Below are 17,869 nucleotides of genomic sequence, written 5' to 3' on the forward strand. Positions count from 1 at the left end.
AAACCTTCAAAAATCACTTCTGTGTCTTGCGGCCTCCCGTTTCCATCATTTCTGCCGACTGCAATTGTGGTTCCGCTAGCGATACCGATAAATTTTCTTCTGTCCATGAGATGGTTTGGTTATGAGGGTGAGTCATTGTCAAGACCGGATGTGTTCATAGAACACTCGTTTCACGTTTTCGGCACAGAAGAGATAGAGTCCGACAATGGCTGCCAGCACTAAAAGGAATTCAGTTGGCAAAGCCTGGAATCCCAGTAGACCTGCAAGCGGGGTATAGGGTAGGAAAAGCGTGACAACCACGATCGTGATCGTCGTCCAAAACAAATAAGGGCTAGGTTTACTGCCAACAATAGATTTGTGTGTGCGAATGGACAGCACAATCATGGAGGCAGAAATTACCGATTCCATAAACCAACCCGTTCTAAACTGCGCTGGATCGGCGTGTAGCAATAGCAGCAAAGCTCCAAAGGTGAGGTAATCAAACACAGAACTGAGCAACCCAAACACCAACATGAAGCTGCGGATGAAGCGCATATCCCAACAGTGGGGTCGGCTGACTTGCTCTTTGTCTACCCGATCGGTGGCGATCGTCAACTCTGGGAAATCGGTGAGGAGGTTCGTCAACAAAATCTGACTGGGCAACAGCGGCAAAAAGGGCAGAACCAGAGAAATTCCTGCCATGCTAAACATATTGCCAAAATTGGCGCTTGTTGCCATAAACACATACTTCAAAGTGTTGGCAAATGTCACCCGTCCTTCCTTTACACCCTCAACGAGGACATTCAAATCCTTTTCCATCAACACAATGTCAGCAGCTTCTTTGGCGACATCGACTGCGCTCTCAACTGAGATGCCAACATCGGCAGCATGAAGCGCAGAAGCATCGTTAATGCCGTCTCCGAGATATCCCACAACATTCCCGGCTTTTTTGAGGGCGATGATGATCCGCTCTTTTTGGTTTGGCTCGACCTCGGCAAAGACAGTGGTCTGTTGGACTCGATGCATCAAGGCTTCATCACTGAGCTTTTCTAGTTCGGAGCCTGTTAACGTCTTGGGTTCAGGTAGTCCGACCTGCTGAATGATGCTGATCGCAACTGCCTTACTGTCTCCGGTAATCATTTTTGGAGTGACTCCTAGCTGCTGCAACTCTTTGAGGGTGTCAGCGATGCCAGCTTTGGGCGGATCGAACAGCGCCAGGTAGCCCAGAAACGTCATGTTCGTTTCATCATCTTTGCTGAAGGAATCTTGATTGAAATCGCGATAAGCCACACCCAAGGCTCTAAATCCTTTACTGCCTAGGTCGTCAGCCTGTTGGTGGAGTTCCTGTCGCTGGTCTGCAATGTCGATCGTTTTCCCCTCCGCCGTGTCAACTGTTGAGCAAACCTCCAGAATATTTTTCAGTGCGCCTTTCGTAATAATCAGATGCTTACTCTCTTGTTTAAACAGAATGCTGAGACGTTTGCGGTTGAAATCATAGGGCACTTCATCGAGCTTTTGATAGCCAGAAATGTCGAATGTTTTGTATTCGCGAATCGCGCTGTCGATCGGATTCACATACCCCGACTCAGAGGCGGCATTCAAATAAGCGTAGAGGATAACCCGATCGCTGTCCTGCCCTTCCACATCCACCGCAGCGTGAATTTTCACCGCTCCTTCTGTCAGCGTGCCTGTCTTATCGGTGCAAAACACATTCATGCTGCCAAAGTTTTCGATCGCGGGTAAACGTTTTACAATCACCTGCTTTGCTGCCATTTTCTTAGCACCCCGCGCCAGATTAACGCTGACGATCGCAGGCAGCAGTTGCGGAGTCAAACCAACCGCCAGCGCCAGCGAAAACAGAAAAGATTCCAGCACGGGGCGTTTCAGGTAGACGTTGGCAACAAAAATGAGAACCACTAAAATTAGCGTGACTTCCATCAGAAAGTAGCCAAACTTGCTGAGTCCCCGTTCAAATTCTGTTTCGTCAGGTCTAAGTTTCAAGCGTTCCGAGACTTTGCCGAATTCAGTTTCCTTTCCGGTATGAACCACGATCGCTTTCGCCGTTCCACTAATCACATTGGTTCCCATATAAAGGGAATTGGTGCGTTGGCTGAGTCCAGTTTCAGCAGGCAATACGCCACTGAGCTTATCAACCGGATAGGTTTCTCCGGTCAGTGCAGCTTCACCCACTGAGAGATCTTTCGACTCTAAAACGAGACAGTCGCCCGGAATATTTTTACCTGCACTCAGCAGCACAATATCGCCCGGAACGACTTCCTCATTGGGGATCTCTTGAGCTTGACCGTCCCTCAAAACAGTGGCTTTAACTTGCACTAATGCCAATAATTTCTCGACCGCGTTTGAGGCTCCACGCTCTTGCCAAAATCCTAATAGCCCACTGATCAAGACGATCGTCAAAATGATAATCGCATCTGCCGCATCTTGCAGAAAAATCGATAGCACTGCTGCAACAATCAGAATCAAGATAATCGGACTCTTGAACTGATTAAGCAACAGCACCCATGTACTCGATTTGTGGGTTTGTTTGAGGCTATTTGCGCCATACTTGCTCAGGCGTTGTTGCGCCTCTTGACGGCTTAATCCAGAGATCGTCGAGTGCGTCTGCTGGAATACCTGATTCCCAGACAAGCTCCAAAATGTGGACTGTGGATTCATTGTTTTCTACCTGATGGTGAAGTCTCTTCGTAGGAGAATCGTGTTTCCGTCAACAGTCTCAACGGTTGAGGTATGTCGGTGCTTACTGACTGCTGACTTCTTCAGTCGTGCGTCCGCTCATCTCACTGATGTGGATGCGGTAGATCGCGATCGCTTCTAAACGCCCCTGAGCATCAGTCCAAGTGCGGTTGATTGCAGGTGACAGCATGGGACTGCGCTCTTTGATAAAGGGCATTGCGCGATCGATGTCTTGCTGCTCGGTGAGTTGCTCGGCTCGACCCGTCACAATTACGCTGCGCCAATGAAGCGGGTCGTGAATCTCTTCAACCTGTAGGCAGATTTCTGGATTTGCGTCTATGTCATGCGTCTTCATGCCCTCGGTTGTAAACAGGTAGATATCCGAGTCCTCAAGATAATAATGCATGGGCATCACGTAGGGTTTTCCTTCATGTATGAAGCCAAGATGACCGTACCCTACCTGTTGTAGGAAGCTTTGTATTTCTTTTTGTCCCATTTCATCGATATCTAACATTGTTAGTCTCCTATAAATAATAGTTCGGACAATTTTTAGAAGCGAGAATAGGCAAGAAAACTAACGATCCATTAAGGTGCTGATTAATGAAGTCAAGCACCGAACCGCAAGCACCGAACCGCTAGCAGTATGGAAATTGTACAGAACTTATTGACGAAAGTGGGAATTGTGAGCAAACCTCAGATGAAAGCATTGACCACGCTGTTCGCCACGATCCTGATTGCCTGTAGCAAGGTGAACTTCACCGTCGTCTTGTTCTCCACTGACCTCACCCAAAGCGCAGCGCAAATCTACCACTTCTACAAACTGCGCTTCCAGATTGAAGTGTTGTTGCATCACCCCAAAACCCTGTAGAGACGTGAAATGTCATGTCTCTACCAACAGATCTGAAACTACCGTTTTGAATGCCCGATCGAGTGATTTATCGCTGATTATATAAGCAATGACATTGTGGCGATCGCTATAAATGATTAGATTAAAACGTGGGCAGATTGTTCGATCGCTCTTAGCAATTCTCTTGATTAGTCTGTCGTGGTCGGGTGTTTTTATGGCTCGTACGGGGCTGGTGGTGCGATCGTTTGAACACGATCACGTTCCGTTGCTCTATCTGGCTCCGCAGCAGGGGCACAATGCGCCGGGGGTGCTGGTGGCTCATGGGTTTGCAGGGTCTAAACAGTTGATGTTGGGCTATGGGCATGTTTTAGCGAGGGCGGGCTATGCCGTCATGCTCTGGGATTTTGATGGTCATGGAGCCAATCCCACAGCGTTAAAAGGGTTTGAACTTCGGCAGAATCTTGAGGTTGCCCTTCAGGGCTTGCTCGAACAGCCAGAGGTCGATCGCGGTCGGCTGGCTCTGTTAGGTCACTCAATGGGCAGTGGCGTTGTGATGTTGGCTGGAGTTGAGAATGTAGAGCGGTTTGCAGCGACGATCGCTATCTCTCCCACAGGCCAGAATGTCACGCCGCAAGCGCCTCGCAATCTACAGCTACAAATTGGGGCTTGGGAAGGTGGGTTGTTGCCTTATGCTCAACGGTTATTGGCTGATGCGGGCGGTGCGAATTCGCAGTTTGCTCAAGGACGGGCGCGAGAATTGGTGACGGTGCCGACGGTTGAACACATCACGATTTTGTTTAGCCAGGTGAGTCATCAAGCGGCATTGCGATGGCTCGATTCGACTTTTGGACGGCAATCTCAAAGCGAGTATCTCGATCGCCGCATGATCTGGTATTTTTTGCACTTAGTGGGCTGGCTATTGCTGTTGAGTGTGATGGCTCGTTACCTGGCGCTACCTGCAACCCCGGACTTTAAGATTTCTCGCTGGCGCAGTTGGGGCGGATTAGTCGCGTCTCCGATCGCGGCTCTCGGCGGATTGCTGCTGCTCAATCCTCTCATCGATTTGCAGGTGTTGGGCGGCGTTCAGGTTGGCGGGGCGGTCGGAGTTTGGTTTTTGATCGCTGGATTGTCTTGGTTGGGAATCCTGGGTCGGTGGCCGCGTTTGAGGTGGCAAATGGTTGGGTTAGGAGTGACATTATTTGGGCTATTGTGGATTGCAGTTGGGGCAATGGCGCAAATAGTGTGGCTTCAGTGGTGGCTGATTCCGGCGCGGTTGGCGATTTGGTTGCCGATCGCGATCGCGTGTTTTCCGTGGTTTTTAGGCTCTGGAATGGTGCAGCAAGATACGCGCTGGCTGACCAGACTGGCGTGGTGGCTTGGGCAAAGTGTGATGCTGATCGCCGGATTCTTACTCGTAATCATCTACTTGCCAAAATTGGGGTTTATATTTTTATTGTTGCCGTTGTTTCCGTTGGTGATGGCGTTGTTTGCAGTTGTGTCAGCCTTGTTTAATCAAGCGTGGATTTATGCAATTGGAAATGCGTTGTTTTTTGGATGGCTACTAGCGGCTGGATTTCCTCTATCAGCGTGTTGTTTAGCGTTTGGATAGTAACATGAGTCAATATATTCTTGCGTTTGACCAGGGCACGACCAGTTCACGCGCGATCGTATTCAATCACAGCGGCGAAATGGTTTCTGTGGCTCAAAAAGAATTTCCGCAACGGTTTCCGCAGCCTGGTTGGGTTGAGCACGACGCACAGGATATCTGGTCGTCACAGATCGGAGTTGCCAGCGAAGCGCTTGCCCGTCTTGGCATTGGCGCGAGTGACATTGCCGCGATCGGCATTACCAATCAGCGAGAAACAACCCTGGTTTGGGATCGGGCAACCAGTCAACCAATTTATCCCGCGATCGTCTGGCAAGATCGGCGCACGGCTCAATACTGTGACGAGCTAACCGCCGCTGGACACGATCTCACAGTTCGGCAGAAAACCGGACTGCTGCTCGATGCCTACTTTAGTGGCACTAAGCTGAAGTGGTTGCTTGATCAGGTGCCGGGTGCGAGAGAAAAAGCCGATCGTGGCGAACTAGCGTTTGGCACGATCGATTCGTGGCTGGTGTGGAAGCTGACTAACGGACGACTGCACATCACAGATGTCACCAACGCCAGCCGCACTCTTTTATTCAATATTCACACGCAAGACTGGGATGATGAAATGCTCTCACTGCTGGCTATTCCCCGATCGCTGTTGCCAGAGGTGCGCGGCTCGTCAGAAGTGTATGGCTATACGAGTGATGGCGTAGGGGCAGGAATTGCGATCGCAGGCATCGCCGGAGATCAGCAAGCCGCCACATTTGGGCAAGCGTGTCTTGAGCGAGGCATGGCAAAAAACACTTACGGGACGGGCTGTTTTACGCTGCTCAACACCGGGAGTCAGCCGATCGTGTCGCAAAATAGGTTATTGACGACGATCGCATGGCGCATTCAAGACCGCACTGACTATGCGCTTGAGGGCAGTGTGTTTGTCGGGGGTGCCGTGGTGCAGTGGCTGCGAGATGGGTTAGGCATCCTCAAAACCAGTGCAGAAGTTGAGCCACTCGCACGAAGTGTTCCTGATAATGGCGGTGTGTATCTCGTCCCTGCTTTTGTAGGGTTGGGGGCACCGCATTGGGATAGCTATGCGCGAGGCACGATCGTGGGCTTGACACGAGGCTCGACCAGTGCCCATATTGCCCGTGCCGCGCTAGAAAGCATCGCCTATCAATGTGCAGACGTGCTGGATGCAATGCGCGAAGATTCTGATTTGCCGCTCTCTGAATTGCGAGTAGACGGAGGTGCCGCGTGTAATGATCTGCTGATGCAATTTCAAGCGGATATTTTGGGAGTTTCAGTGATTCGTCCCCAGGTGGCAGAGACGACGGCTCTAGGAGCAGCTTATCTAGCGGGGCTGGCAGTGGGTTATTGGCAAAACGCAGCCGAACTCGTGCAAAACTGGCAACTTGATCGTCGATTTGAGCCGACGATGAGCACCGAGCGACGCAATCATTTACGAGAAACTTGGCGGCGTGCGGTCGATCGCGCCAAACGCTGGGAAGAACCTTTTTAATACAAAGATGAACGCTCACAGCGCTAAATCTGCACGATCGCTTCCGATTTATCTATTTGGAGGGATGAACAAAATTGCGAAAAAAGTCATGGTGTTCGTACCATTTTCGCAAGACCCATGACCCAGCACGATCTTCCTCCAGAAATACAACAGTCGATGCGGCAAACAGCTTCTCACCCTGCATTTGAGAAACTAGCGCGGTTTGGATACGCGGCTAAAGGAATCGTGTATTTTGTGGTGGGATTGCTAGCCGCTCAAGCCGCAGTCGGAGTAGGGGGACAAACAACCGATACGAGGGGGGCATTGGAAGAAATTGTTGTTCAGCCCTTTGGCAAGCTGTTGCTGAGTTTAGTCGCGATCGGCATGGTCGGTTATGTGCTTTGGCGGCTCGTTCAGGCAATTCTCGATCCAGAACACACGGGTCAGGCAAATGGGGCAAAGCGAATTGTAAGACGAATTGGATCTCTGATCAGCGCAATCGCATACTCTGGGTTAGCGATCACCGCTGCCAAGCTGGTTTTAGGCACTGGTGGAACTGGCGGAGAAGCGCCTAAAGACTGGACAGAATTCGTCCTGGCACAGCCGTTTGGACAATGGCTTGTGGCTTTGGCAGGTCTAATTGTGCTGGGTGTTGGGCTGTCTTATTTCTACGAGTCCTATACTGCAAAGTTTCAACGACACTTTAAGCTAAACCAAATGACTTTGAGTGAGCGCACTTGGGCAAAACGCCTTGGGCAATTCGGCATTGCATCGCGTGGCGTTGTATTTAGTATTATTGGTCTATTTTTAGTTTTGGCCGCGTTATATTCAGACGCAAGTGAGGTGAAAGGGCTAGGAGAAGCTTTAGCTGTTTTAGCACGGCAACCCTTTGGGCCTTGGATTCTGGGAATCGTAGCGCTGGGCTTAATTGCCTATAGTATTCATTCCTTGGCTGAAGCTCGGTATCGACAAATCATGGACTCCTGAATGATGTAGTTCAGCAGTTTGTAAGTGGGTGCAGCATCAAGCACAAAACCTACGCATTAAAGCTCTGTTTTTGTTGCAACTAATACTTCTTAAGGATGAAGCCGATCGCTTCCTAAATTAGCAACTATAGTGTTTACCCCCGTAGTTCCCTTTATGAATTCTTTGCTTCATCACTCTAACCCAGCAGACGATCACATCTTGATTGTCGATGATGTAGCTGATAATTCTTTTTTGCTGCAAACTCTTTTAGAAAATGAGGGATATCAGGTAGATGTGGCTGATAGTGGTCAGGCAGCCTTAGAAAAAATTGTTGCAGATCCTCCCGCGCTGGTATTGCTCGATGTGATGATGCCGGGAATGAATGGCTTTGAAGTAACTCGGCAGATTCGACAAAACAGTCGGTTGCCGTTTATTCCGATCGTGTTGGTGTCGGGCTACGATCAGCCAGATCTCAATCGGGCGTTAGACATTGGTGCTAACGGATATATTCGTAAACCCATTGATTTTGAAGAAGTGATCAGCCAGGTTAGAACGCTGCTGTTAGCCAAGCATTAAAATCGCAAACTTCTACCTTTCGATAGAGCCGCGATCGCCCTTAATCTATCGGATTATAGAAAGAGCTGTGTTCAAACTGAACCAGTAAATCTAAACGGCGTTTCAAAACGGGGCAGAGACGGTGACGGTTGAGAATCGATCGGCGATCAAGCTGGCTTTGTGGGAGCAAGAACAGGAGTTTGAAACCACGTTTGAATTAGCAGGAGTCGGCATTGCTCACGTCAGCCCCACTGGGCAATGGCTAAGAGTCAATCAAAAACTCTGCGAGATTGTCGGTTATTCTCACGAGGAGTTGGTGCAGAAAACCTTTCAAGAGATCACTTACCTTGAAGATCTCGACTCCGACCTGGAATGTATGCACCAATTATTGGCAGGTGAGATTCCCAATTACTCGTTAGAGAAACGATACATTCGCAAAGACGGTAGCCTGGTTTGGATCAATCTCACGGCTTCCCTGGTGCACAAACCAAACGGCGACCCGAAATATTTTATTGCAGTTGTTAAAGATATTAGTGCTCATAAGCAAGCCGAAACCGAACTCAAACAAGCTAAAGACGATCGCGATCGCTTCTTTACGCTCTCGCTAGACTTGCTCTGTGTCGCAGGCATGGACGGCTACTTTAAACGCATTAATCCGGCGTTTGAAAGAATTCTTGGCTACAGCGCTGACGAATTGCTGGGTAAACCCTTTTTAGAATTTGTGCATCCTGACGATCGGGCAACCACGCTGGCAGAAGTTGAAAAACTTGTCGCCGGAGCCACGACGCTGCATTTTGAAAACCGCTATCGCTGTCAGGATGGATCTTATCGGTGGCTCGATTGGGTAAGTGTGCCGATCGTTGAAGAAGGTCTGGTTTATGCGGTCGCTCATGATGTCACTCAGCACAAACAAGCCGAACGCGAAATCAAGCAGCTAAACGAAGATCTGGAGTCACGGGTAAAACAGCGCACTGCCCAACTCGAAGCGGCTAACCGAGAGCTAGAGTCATTTTCTTATTCGGTGTCTCATGATCTGCGGGCACCGCTGCGGCACATTGCAGGGTTTGTGGGGTTGCTCAAAGCGCGACTCGCATCAGTCAATTTGGATGAGACTAGCGATCGCTACATCACCACGATCGCCGAAACGACTAAACAAGCTGGGGTTTTGATCGATGATTTGCTGACCTTTTCGCGCATGGGGCGATCGGAGATGCACACCATCACCTTTAGTCTGACAGAATTGCTAAAAGAAGTTAAACGAGAGATTGATCTCGATGTCGGCGATCGGACAATTCACTGGAAAATCCACCCGCTTCCGCCAATTCAGGGCGATCCCTCAATGCTACGGCTAGTGCTTCGCAATTTACTCGAAAATGCAGCTAAATATACTCGCTTACGTCAAGAAACTGAGATCGAAGTTGGCAGTTTTGACCACTCAGATGAAATGATATTCTTTGTACGAGACAATGGCATTGGCTTCGATATGCGGTATGTTGACAAGTTGTTTGGCATCTTTCAACGACTCCATGTCGGCACTCAGTTTGAGGGCACAGGCATCGGGTTGGCAAATGTGCAGCGCATTATTCACCGTCACGGGGGGCGGGTGTGGGCTGAGGGAGAGGTCGATCGCGGGGCAACGTTTTACTTTTCGCTGCCCAAACATCACGCAGAGCATCCAAAAGAGTTACTAATCTCAGATTGCTAACCCTCACGATAACGACGCACTACCGACTAACGCACTCCTTTAAAAGACTGCGGAGACTCGGACTACGGAGTAAGAAAGGAGTATCAACTGATCAATGCCAGAGCCAGATATGAGACGTGTTTTGCTAGTCGAAGACAGTTCAAATGATGTGGAATTGATCTTGAACTCGCTGTCTGAAAATCACTTAGCCAATGAAGTGGTCGTGGTGCGAGATGGCGAGGAGGCATTAAATTATCTCTATCGCCGCGGGGTCTTTAAAATGAGAATGGAGGGCAACCCAGTGGTGGTGTTGCTCGATCTCAAGCTTCCCAAAATCAATGGCATGGAGGTGATGACCCAACTCAAAGCCGACCCCGCGTTTCGCCTGATTCCGATCGTGGTGCTGACTTCATCGCGAGAAGAGCCTGACTTGTTACGCTGTTATGAATTGGGTGCCAATGCCTATGTCGTTAAGCCGATCGATTTTCACGAGTTTGTGGATGTCATTAAACAAGTGGGGTTATTTTGGGCAGTCGTTAACCAGCCGCCGCCGGGATCGTTGCCCTCGATCGCTCGATAGTTATAGGGAAACATTATGCCATCGCTGCAATTTCTGCTGTTAGAAGATAGTGATCTAGATGCCGAACTGATTCAGGCAATGCTAACGGATGGAGAAATTGAATGTGAATTGGTGCGAGTGCAAACTCAGACTGGGTTTGTGGATGCGCTTAAAATGACTGCGTTTGATTTGATTTTGTCTGACTATTCGCTGCCTAATTTTGATGGCATTGCGGCTTTAGAAATTGCCCGCAGCTTGTGCCCCGATGTGCCGTTTATTTTGGTGTCTGGCACTCTGGGCGAAGAGGTGGCGATCGAAACGCTCAAAAGTGGCGCAACTGACTATGTGCTGAAGCAGCGATTGGGTCGATTAGTTCCGGCGGTGAGCCGGGCACTGAGAGAGGCTCAAGAACGGCGCAACTATCAGCAAGCAACTGCGGCGCTGCGGCTGAGTGAACGTCACTTTCGCACCTTAGCGGATGCTGTGCCAAACTTTATTTGGATCAATAATGCTCAGGGTGAGTCAGAGTATCTTAACTCTCGCTGGCAGTCATTTACGGGCATCTCAGCCAAACAAAAACTGAACTGGATAGAGATCACTCACCCAGACGATGCTGGAAGGGTCATTGAAAAGAGAATGGCTGGCATTCGATCGGGCAGTCCATACGAAATAGAGTGTCGAATCCGGCGCTATGACGGGGTTTATCGGTGGCATTTGGTGCGCGTGGTGCCCTTTAAAGATGATCAAGATCAGCTTCTCTATTGGTATGGCACTGCAACGGATGTTGATGATGCTAAACGGCTCTATCAGCAGGCAGAAGAAGCAAACCGCATTAAAGATGAGTTTTTAGCCGTGCTTTCTCACGAGTTGCGAACGCCGTTAAACCCGATCGTGGGTTGGTCAAAGCTGTTACGGGCAAAGCCTCACGATCCGGTAACTCTGGCGCGGGGGTTAGAAACCATTGAGCGAAATGCTCAAATTCAAACCCAGTTGATTGAAGATTTGCTGGATGTCTCTCGAATTCTGCGCGGTAAAGTTAGCTTAAATGCTCAACCAACCAATCTAGTAACGGTGATTGAATCGGCATTAGAAACAGTTCGGTTGGCGGCAGAAGCAAAGTTAATAAGTTTAGAGTTTAATCCTACTTACAACACAGAAATTAATCAATCTGATCATTCAAACTATATTACTTTTGGCGATTCGAGTCGATTGCAGCAGATTATATGGAATTTATTATCTAATGCAGTTAAATTTACACCCAATCACGGGCGAGTTGAAATCGAACTGACAACCGATGCAACGAATACCGCAGATCGGCGGAATGCTAAAATTACAGTTCGCGATACGGGAAAAGGCATTGCTCCTCACTTTTTGCCCTACGTGTTTGACTCATTTCGGCAGGCAGACGGCAGCACCACGCGCACCTTTGGCGGTTTGGGTTTGGGGCTGGCGATCGTGCGGCATCTGATTGAGCTTCACGGCGGCACAATCAATGCAGCGAGTCCGGGTGAGGGGCAGGGCGCAACCTTCATCGTGACGCTACCGATGTTAAAGGGTGGTGAAAAAACCTTGAAGCGGGAACCCAGAGAGTCATCTCTTTCATCTTTAGCGCTTGAAGGTCTGCGAATTTTAGTAGTCGATGATGAGCAAGATTCGCTGGATTGGATGACGGTTTTATTAGAGCAGTCGGGGGCGATCGTGCGGTCGGCTTTGTCAGCAGAAACCGCGATCGCGGCGATTACAGAATTCAAGCCTGACATTCTCTTGAGCGATATCGGAATGCCAGAAGAAGATGGCTATATGTTACTCGAACGGGTGCGGTCTTGTGATGGAGGGCAGATTCCGGCGATCGCGTTGACCGCTTATGCCAGAGCAGAAGATCGAGAACGCGCAATCGCGGCTGGATTTCAGGATCATTTAACTAAACCGATCGATCCTAAACAATTGATTAGTGCGATCGATCGGCTTTGTTGCTCGGTGCAGGTGTCGTCGCCAATTTAAAGAATACGTGAGTTCGACGAGTTTTTTCGCTTCGTTCTCAGCGGCTTCAGCCCCCAAATCCCCCAGAATTGGGGGATTCGGGGGGCAACCCGGATTTGCAACCGTAGCGAAAAGCTTCATCGAATTCACGTTAAGAAATGGGGGCACGAAATCGCCGTGCCCCCGCAGGAATCAATCATTATCAGAGCGCTTAAGCTGCAACCTCAACGGCGACTCTTGATTGTGCTCGGTTGACTTGCACCTGACCGTCTTCATCGATATCGACGATCGCGGCATCCCCCGTTTGAATCTGGCCTGACAAGAAGGCTTCTGCCAAACTGTCTTCTAAGAGTCGGGCGATCGCTCGACGCAGCGGACGCGCTCCATAGCTAGGGTTGTAGCCTTCGGTAACAACACGGGCTTTGAAGCGATCGCTCACCTCTAAGCTGATGCCTTGCTCACTCAAACGAGAGGCTGCTTCGCGAATCAGCAGATCGGCAATCTGAGTCACCTCGTCGCGACTCAGCTGACGGAAGACGATAATCTCGTCTAGACGATTGAGAAACTCAGGACGGAAATAGTTTTTCAACTCGTCGTTGACTTGAGTGCGAATGCGGCTATATTGAGCCAAGTCTTGCGTCTCCGCCAAAATCTCAAAGCCTAGACCTGTGCCGCCTTTCTCGATCGCTTTCGAGCCGAGGTTAGAAGTCATAATCAGCAGCGTATTTTTAAAGCTAACGGTGCGACCTTTAGCATCGGTAAGATGACCCTCATCCAACAGTTGCAGCAACATATTGAACACGTCGGGATGCGCTTTTTCGATCTCGTCGAACAGAATTACGGTGTAGGGTTTGCGGCGCACGGCTTCGGTGAGTTGCCCCCCTTCGTCGTAGCCCACATAGCCCGGAGGCGAACCGATTAGCTTCGAGACGGTGTGTGATTCCATAAATTCAGACATATCGAGCCGAATCATGGCATCTTCAGAGCCAAACACGGTAGCAGCGAGGGCTTTGGCGAGTTCGGTTTTGCCCACGCCCGTCGGGCCGGAGAAGATAAAGCTGGCGATCGGACGATCGGGATTTTGCAGTCCAACTCTGGCGCGTTTGATGGCGCGAGATACGGCGGCGACTGCTTCTTGTTGTCCCACAATTCGCTCGTGTAGCGTGTCTTCTAGGTGCAGCAAGAGAGCCGATTCCGATTCGGTTAGCTTGTTGACGGGGATGCTCGTCCAAGAGGACACCACTTGAGCAATGTCTTCTTCGGTGACGATCGCAGAAATCGTTGGAGTCGATCCTGACTTCTGATCTCGTGCCGCTTGAATTTGCGCTTCGAGTTCTAACTCGCGATCGCGCAGTTTTCCAGCTTCTACAAAGTCTTGCGCTTCGACGGTGGCTTGCTTGCTGAGTTTCACCTGACGCAATTCTTGCTTGAGAGCTTTAGCAGGAGACTGATAAGAATGTCTCAACCGCACCAGAGAACTGGCTTCGTCAATTAAATCGATCGCTTTGTCAGGCAAGAATCGATCGGTGATGTAGCGATCTGAGAATTTAGCCGCCGCTGTGATCGCAGCATTGCTAATTGTGAGTTGATGGTGTTGCTCATAGCGATCGCGCAGACCTCGCAAAATCTCGATCGTTTCGTCAACAGACGGTTCACCGACCATCACAGGTTGGAATCGTCGCTCTAATGCAGCATCACGCTCGATGTGTTTGCGATACTCATCTAAAGTTGTTGCGCCGATGCACTGCATTTCGCCTCTTGCCAAGGCTGGCTTGAGCATATTAGCAGCATCCATTCCGCCTTCTGCGGCACCTGCACCGACTAGTGTATGAATCTCGTCAATCACCAAAATAATATTGGTAGACTGACGCACTTCTTGCATGATGTTGTTGAGGCGTTCTTCAAATTCACCCCGAAACTTGGTGCCTGCCATCAGAGAACCCATGTCTAAGCTGATGATCTGTTTGCCTTGCAGCAGTTCGGGAATGTCTTGATTGTGAATCCGCACCGCCAACCCTTCGGCGATCGCGGTTTTGCCGACTCCAGGTTCGCCGACTAATACAGGATTGTTTTTGGTGCGACGACCGAGGATTTGAACCACGCGATCGATTTCGGTTTGCCGACCGACGACGGGATCGAGCTTGCCTTCTGCGGCGAGGCGACTCCAGTTGGTGCCAAATTCTTCAAGAGCGGGAGTGCGATCGCTGCCAGACTGTTTCCCCGGACGCTCTTTGACGTTGCCTGCGGGAACTGAAGCAACCTGCCCAAGAGCGCGAATGATCTCGGTGCGAATCTGGGCTAGATCAATGCCAAAGTTAGTCAGCACTTTAGAGCCAACGCCCTGACTGTCTTGCACCAAGCTGAGTAATAAATGCTCTGGATGAACGTAGCGATGGTCAAGCTGGCGAGACTGCTCGAAAGCACTTTCTAGAATGGTTCGAGTTTTGGGCGTGAAGGGTAGATCTGCTAACGTTGATCCCGTCCCTCGACCGACGATTTTTTCGACTTCTAGACGCGCTTTTTCAAGGGTGATGCCAAGCTCATTGAGTACGGTGACTGCGATCGTGTCTTTCTGTCTGAGTAAGCCCAGCAGAACCGCCTCGGTGCCCACAGAATTTTGCCGCAGGCGGCGAGCTTCTTCTTGAGCAAACATGATGGCGGCGATCGCCTGATTGGTGAAATTTTCAAACATCGAGACTTTCTCCACTAAGCTATGTCAGCTTAAGTAGGCGGATCGCATGACGTTAAACATTTTTGGGGCGGCTGTTTCGCAGAACCTTGGGAATGTGTCGCGGCGTGATCTTGACCTACTTAGTCAAAAGTTGACGGTCTTGGCAGAAACGGTGAATCAGTTTGTGAATGGGTCACTAACCGTCAATTCCGCAACTCGTAAACTTTTATTTCTTTTATGTTTCCTTACTGTAGCGAGGGGGAAACAGGTGCAGACAGGGAGGAAAACCGTCGCTAAAGATAGCGGGTGAAGTACGGTCAGAATGGGGCTTAGAGGCGGTTATTTTAACCTCGGAGGTTTTAACCAAGAATCTAGCATCGTGACCGACAGAGTGGCTTAAACCTCCGAGGTTTTGGTCAACTTAAGCGTTCTTAATGTTTCTATCTCTTGAGAGTCTTTAATTTGAGCGATATACTACCTGCGAAGAGAGACCATTGGACTGTCTAGTTTTAAAGACTGAATCAGCGATCGCTACATAATATTTAGGAGAATAAGGATGAATCTCATCGCTTGGGCTATTTTGGGCATTGTGGCAGGTGCGATCGCCAAGCTTCTCTACCCTGGCGATCAGGGAGGAGGCATTCTCAGCACGATGGTTTTGGGGATTATTGGCGCATTTTTGGGAGGGAGCCTGGTGACGTTGGTGACGACGGGCACGATTTCTCTTTCGACGTTTCCAGGGCTTCCAGGGATCATCGTAGCGATTTTGGGTGCGATGGTTGCGATCTTCTTGTGGGTGTTGGTCGATCGCAACGCTGCTTGATGGATTGCCCTCATCCCCAGCCCTTGGATCTTCAGACTAGAGAGATAGACCGCCCGCCCTGGGATGCTCGACATCGTGGAGAAGCTAGGATCATCTCTCAATGAATTGGGTCAAACTCGAATCATCGGTTGGGACTGTTGATCCCGAATGACGCAAGGTTGAGTCAACCCCCTCCCTGCCATCCAGAGGAATTAAGGTGATGCCAGAGCTAGAGCAATGGATTGGCATCGATGGGTGCAAGCGCTGGTTGGACGTGCCTCTGCGCCCTCAGACCCAGAGCTTCCGAGGGGCGAACACGCCGGAGGGGATTGCCGAGTTGGTGACGCATCTCAGTCCACCCTCAGGGGTCGGTCGAGTCATTTGAGAATCCACAGGCGGGTATGAGCGACAAGCTGCCGTGGGGTTGTTCCAATTGGGCTACCCCGTGGGGGTGATCAACGCTCGGCAAGGGCGCAACTTTGCCAAAGCTGCCAATCAACTGGCAAAAACCGATGCCGCCGATGCTGCAATGTTAGCCGGGTTGGGCGAAGCGAGGAAGCCGCCGATTCGCTCCTTTGCCAGCGCAGCCCAAGCCGAGCTTCAAGACTGGGTAACGCGACGACGACAACTCGTCGATATCCTCACGCAGAACAAAATCGCTTGTCAGGACTACGGGGCAACGCTCAGGCGTAGAAGTCCATTTGGACGGGTTGCGGGAGCGCATCAAGCAACTCGATGAGGCAAACTAAACAAGCTCGACTCAAAAGTGTGCCCGGTGTGGGCAAGGTGGTAGCGCTCTTACCGGAACTCGGTCAGTTGTCCACTCAGAAGATTAGCACCCTTGGGGGTCGGTGCTCCCCTCAACCGGGACAGCGGCGCGATGCAGGGGAAGCGCACCATTTTTGGCGGGCGAGCGGCAGTCCGCCAAATGTTGGACATGGCAACCCGAGTTGCGGTGCGCCACACCCCCGTGATTCGCGCCTTTTATGCTCAGTTAACGGGACGCGGCAAACCGACAAAGGTGGCGTTGGTTGCCTGTATGCACAAGTTGTTAACCATTCTCAATGCCAGGATGAGACAGGAACAAGACTGGCAACCGAAACTACTCTCATCCCCCAATCCTGCTCCGGCATCGGCATGATTTCCTGGACATTCAAGATCATCGCTTCTCCTTGGGGAGAAGGCGTGATTGCTGCCTAATTTTGTCCGAACCATTGTTAGCTATGAAGCGTAGAAGAAAAAAATGAAGAACTGCTGAAGATGTAAAAGTGCTTCAAAAAAGGTTACGCGGCGTAGGCCGTTAGGATTGCATCGATTTGATCGGCTAGTGTCAGCGGATCGTAGGGCTTCGTAATCACCGCCGCGATCGCAAGTTGGGTAAATTGCCGTTGATCTGCCGCTTGCGCTTTTGCGGTTAATAAGATGACTGGAATGTGTCGAGTGGATGGATTTGCTTGGAGTTGGTCGAAGGTGGCAAGTCCGTCTACTTCGGGCATCATTACGTCTAACAGCACCGCATCGGGCTGCTCTAGGATGGCTTTTTCTATGCCTTCCTTGCTCGACCCTGCCGTTAAGATATCCCAGCCTTTGACAATTTCAAGGCAGAGCTGGGTGGCTTCGCGAATGTCGGGTTCGTCGTCGATAATCAAGATTCGCTTGGTCATGGCAGGTGAGGCGTAAGAGGTAACGTGATATAGAAGGTGCTTCCTTGACCTAATTGACTTTCAGCCCAAATTTTCCCGTTATATTGTTCAACAATATCCCGGCAAATGGTTAAACCTAAGCCTGTGCCAGCTTGACTACGGGAGTTAGAGGCATCAATCTGCTGAAAGCGATCGAATATCGTCTCTAACTTATCTTCTGGAATGCCCATTCCTTCGTCTTTGACACAAAACAAAATCTGATCCGATCGCGATTTCGCGGCTGATTTGCGGCGGCTGTTCTTTTCTGGCTTAAGAGGGTGTTTTAAAAGTTGTAGCGGGTCAAATTTTACGCCAAGCGCTTGACCATAATCCGAATCATTGCCAGATAGATAAAGGTCTCTGA

Annotated in this window: 16 protein-coding genes and 1 pseudogene; 12 read left to right on the top strand and 5 right to left on the bottom strand. The window is 50.1% G+C overall.

Annotation, left to right across the window (positions count from 1 at the left end):
- Positions 1-138: 138 nt before the first annotated feature.
- Positions 139-2,655, bottom strand: coding sequence for a magnesium-translocating P-type ATPase (mgtA, locus tag BRW63_RS07780; protein ID WP_073070328.1), 2,517 nt, complete (start codon positions 2,653-2,655; stop codon positions 139-141).
- 82 nt (positions 2,656-2,737) lie between these two features.
- Complete coding sequence (locus BRW63_RS07785) at positions 2,738-3,187, bottom strand: pyridoxamine 5'-phosphate oxidase family protein (protein WP_073070329.1); 450 nt, start codon at positions 3,185-3,187, stop codon at positions 2,738-2,740.
- Between the two features lie 129 nt (positions 3,188-3,316).
- Here BRW63_RS07785 and BRW63_RS28185 point away from each other — a divergent pair, with 129 nt between their 5' ends.
- The 8 genes from BRW63_RS28185 (at position 3,317) to BRW63_RS07825 (ending at position 12,371) form a co-directional block, all read left to right on the top strand.
- Positions 3,317-3,541, top strand: coding sequence for a hypothetical protein (locus BRW63_RS28185; RefSeq protein WP_073070330.1), 225 nt, complete (start codon positions 3,317-3,319; stop codon positions 3,539-3,541).
- Positions 3,542-3,653: 112 nt separating this feature from the next.
- Positions 3,654-5,129, top strand: a complete 1,476-nt coding sequence (locus tag BRW63_RS07795; RefSeq protein ID WP_073070331.1) for an alpha/beta fold hydrolase — start codon at positions 3,654-3,656, stop codon at positions 5,127-5,129.
- Positions 5,130-5,133: 4 nt separating this feature from the next.
- On the top strand, positions 5,134-6,627 hold the full coding sequence (gene glpK / locus BRW63_RS07800; protein ID WP_073070332.1) for a glycerol kinase GlpK: 1,494 nt from the start codon (positions 5,134-5,136) through the stop codon (positions 6,625-6,627).
- A 117-nt stretch (positions 6,628-6,744) separates the two neighbouring features.
- A complete protein-coding gene (locus tag BRW63_RS07805; protein WP_073070333.1) occupies positions 6,745-7,593 on the top strand; it encodes a DUF1206 domain-containing protein in 849 nt (282 codons plus the stop codon).
- 153 nt (positions 7,594-7,746) lie between these two features.
- Positions 7,747-8,148: a response regulator gene (locus tag BRW63_RS07810; protein ID WP_073070334.1), complete on the top strand. Its 402-nt coding sequence runs from the start codon at positions 7,747-7,749 to the stop codon at positions 8,146-8,148.
- A gap of 121 nt (positions 8,149-8,269) precedes the next feature.
- Complete coding sequence (locus BRW63_RS07815; protein WP_073070335.1) at positions 8,270-9,832, top strand: PAS domain S-box protein; 1,563 nt, start codon at positions 8,270-8,272, stop codon at positions 9,830-9,832.
- Positions 9,833-9,941: 109 nt separating this feature from the next.
- Positions 9,942-10,391 (top strand): response regulator, encoded by a 450-nt coding sequence (locus BRW63_RS07820; protein ID WP_223257321.1) that lies wholly within the window; start codon positions 9,942-9,944, stop codon positions 10,389-10,391.
- A 15-nt stretch (positions 10,392-10,406) separates the two neighbouring features.
- Positions 10,407-12,371: a hybrid sensor histidine kinase/response regulator gene (locus tag BRW63_RS07825; protein ID WP_073070337.1), complete on the top strand. Its 1,965-nt coding sequence runs from the start codon at positions 10,407-10,409 to the stop codon at positions 12,369-12,371.
- A gap of 190 nt (positions 12,372-12,561) precedes the next feature.
- On the opposite strand, the gene BRW63_RS07830 is transcribed toward BRW63_RS07825, so the two are convergent.
- On the bottom strand, positions 12,562-15,042 hold the full coding sequence (locus BRW63_RS07830; protein ID WP_073070338.1) for an ATP-dependent Clp protease ATP-binding subunit: 2,481 nt from the start codon (positions 15,040-15,042) through the stop codon (positions 12,562-12,564).
- Positions 15,043-15,577: 535 nt separating this feature from the next.
- Here BRW63_RS07830 and BRW63_RS07840 point away from each other — a divergent pair.
- From BRW63_RS07840 to BRW63_RS27170, 4 genes and pseudogenes are all read left to right on the top strand, one after another.
- Positions 15,578-15,844 (top strand): GlsB/YeaQ/YmgE family stress response membrane protein, encoded by a 267-nt coding sequence (locus BRW63_RS07840; protein WP_073070340.1) that lies wholly within the window; start codon positions 15,578-15,580, stop codon positions 15,842-15,844.
- Positions 15,845-16,043: 199 nt separating this feature from the next.
- Positions 16,044-16,208, top strand: a complete 165-nt coding sequence (locus BRW63_RS28190) for a hypothetical protein (protein ID WP_181314367.1) — start codon at positions 16,044-16,046, stop codon at positions 16,206-16,208.
- 12 nt (positions 16,209-16,220) lie between these two features.
- Positions 16,221-16,562 (top strand): annotated as a pseudogene (locus tag BRW63_RS27165) (IS110 family transposase); the annotation flags it as partial.
- Between the two features lie 102 nt (positions 16,563-16,664).
- Positions 16,665-16,964 carry a transposase gene (locus BRW63_RS27170; RefSeq protein WP_083582764.1) on the top strand — a complete coding sequence of 100 codons (300 nt, stop codon included), beginning with the start codon at positions 16,665-16,667 and terminating at the stop codon, positions 16,962-16,964.
- 142 nt (positions 16,965-17,106) lie between these two features.
- Here the strand turns inward: BRW63_RS27170 and BRW63_RS07850 are convergent, their stop codons facing one another.
- A complete protein-coding gene (locus tag BRW63_RS07850) occupies positions 17,107-17,487 on the bottom strand; it encodes a response regulator (RefSeq protein ID WP_073070341.1) in 381 nt (126 codons plus the stop codon).
- Positions 17,484-17,869 (bottom strand): sensor histidine kinase (locus BRW63_RS27175; protein ID WP_262983527.1); only part of this gene is annotated, 386 nt, incomplete at its 5' end. The genes BRW63_RS27175 and BRW63_RS07850, both read right to left, overlap by 4 nt.

It is taken from the genome of Phormidesmis priestleyi ULC007 (assembly GCF_001895925.1).
Classification (GTDB): domain Bacteria; phylum Cyanobacteriota; class Cyanobacteriia; order Leptolyngbyales; family Leptolyngbyaceae; genus Phormidesmis_A; species Phormidesmis_A priestleyi_A.

Bases quoted from the DNA above. Each gene is read 5' to 3' on its own strand.
- mgtA (WP_073070328.1), bottom strand. From the start codon at position 2,655: ATGAATCCACAGTCCACATTTTGGAGCTTGTCTGGGAATCAGGTATTC.
- BRW63_RS07785 (WP_073070329.1), bottom strand. From the start codon at position 3,187: ATGTTAGATATCGATGAAATGGGACAAAAAGAAATACAAAGCTTCCTA.
- BRW63_RS28185 (WP_073070330.1), top strand. From the start codon at position 3,317: ATGGAAATTGTACAGAACTTATTGACGAAAGTGGGAATTGTGAGCAAA.
- BRW63_RS07795 (WP_073070331.1), top strand. From the start codon at position 3,654: ATGATTAGATTAAAACGTGGGCAGATTGTTCGATCGCTCTTAGCAATT.
- glpK (WP_073070332.1), top strand. From the start codon at position 5,134: ATGAGTCAATATATTCTTGCGTTTGACCAGGGCACGACCAGTTCACGC.
- BRW63_RS07805 (WP_073070333.1), top strand. From the start codon at position 6,745: ATGACCCAGCACGATCTTCCTCCAGAAATACAACAGTCGATGCGGCAA.
- BRW63_RS07810 (WP_073070334.1), top strand. From the start codon at position 7,747: ATGAATTCTTTGCTTCATCACTCTAACCCAGCAGACGATCACATCTTG.
- BRW63_RS07820 (WP_223257321.1), top strand. From the start codon at position 9,942: ATGAGACGTGTTTTGCTAGTCGAAGACAGTTCAAATGATGTGGAATTG.
- BRW63_RS07825 (WP_073070337.1), top strand. From the start codon at position 10,407: ATGCCATCGCTGCAATTTCTGCTGTTAGAAGATAGTGATCTAGATGCC.
- BRW63_RS07830 (WP_073070338.1), bottom strand. From the start codon at position 15,042: ATGTTTGAAAATTTCACCAATCAGGCGATCGCCGCCATCATGTTTGCT.
- BRW63_RS07840 (WP_073070340.1), top strand. From the start codon at position 15,578: ATGAATCTCATCGCTTGGGCTATTTTGGGCATTGTGGCAGGTGCGATC.
- BRW63_RS28190 (WP_181314367.1), top strand. From the start codon at position 16,044: ATGCCAGAGCTAGAGCAATGGATTGGCATCGATGGGTGCAAGCGCTGG.
- BRW63_RS07850 (WP_073070341.1), bottom strand. From the start codon at position 17,487: ATGACCAAGCGAATCTTGATTATCGACGACGAACCCGACATTCGCGAA.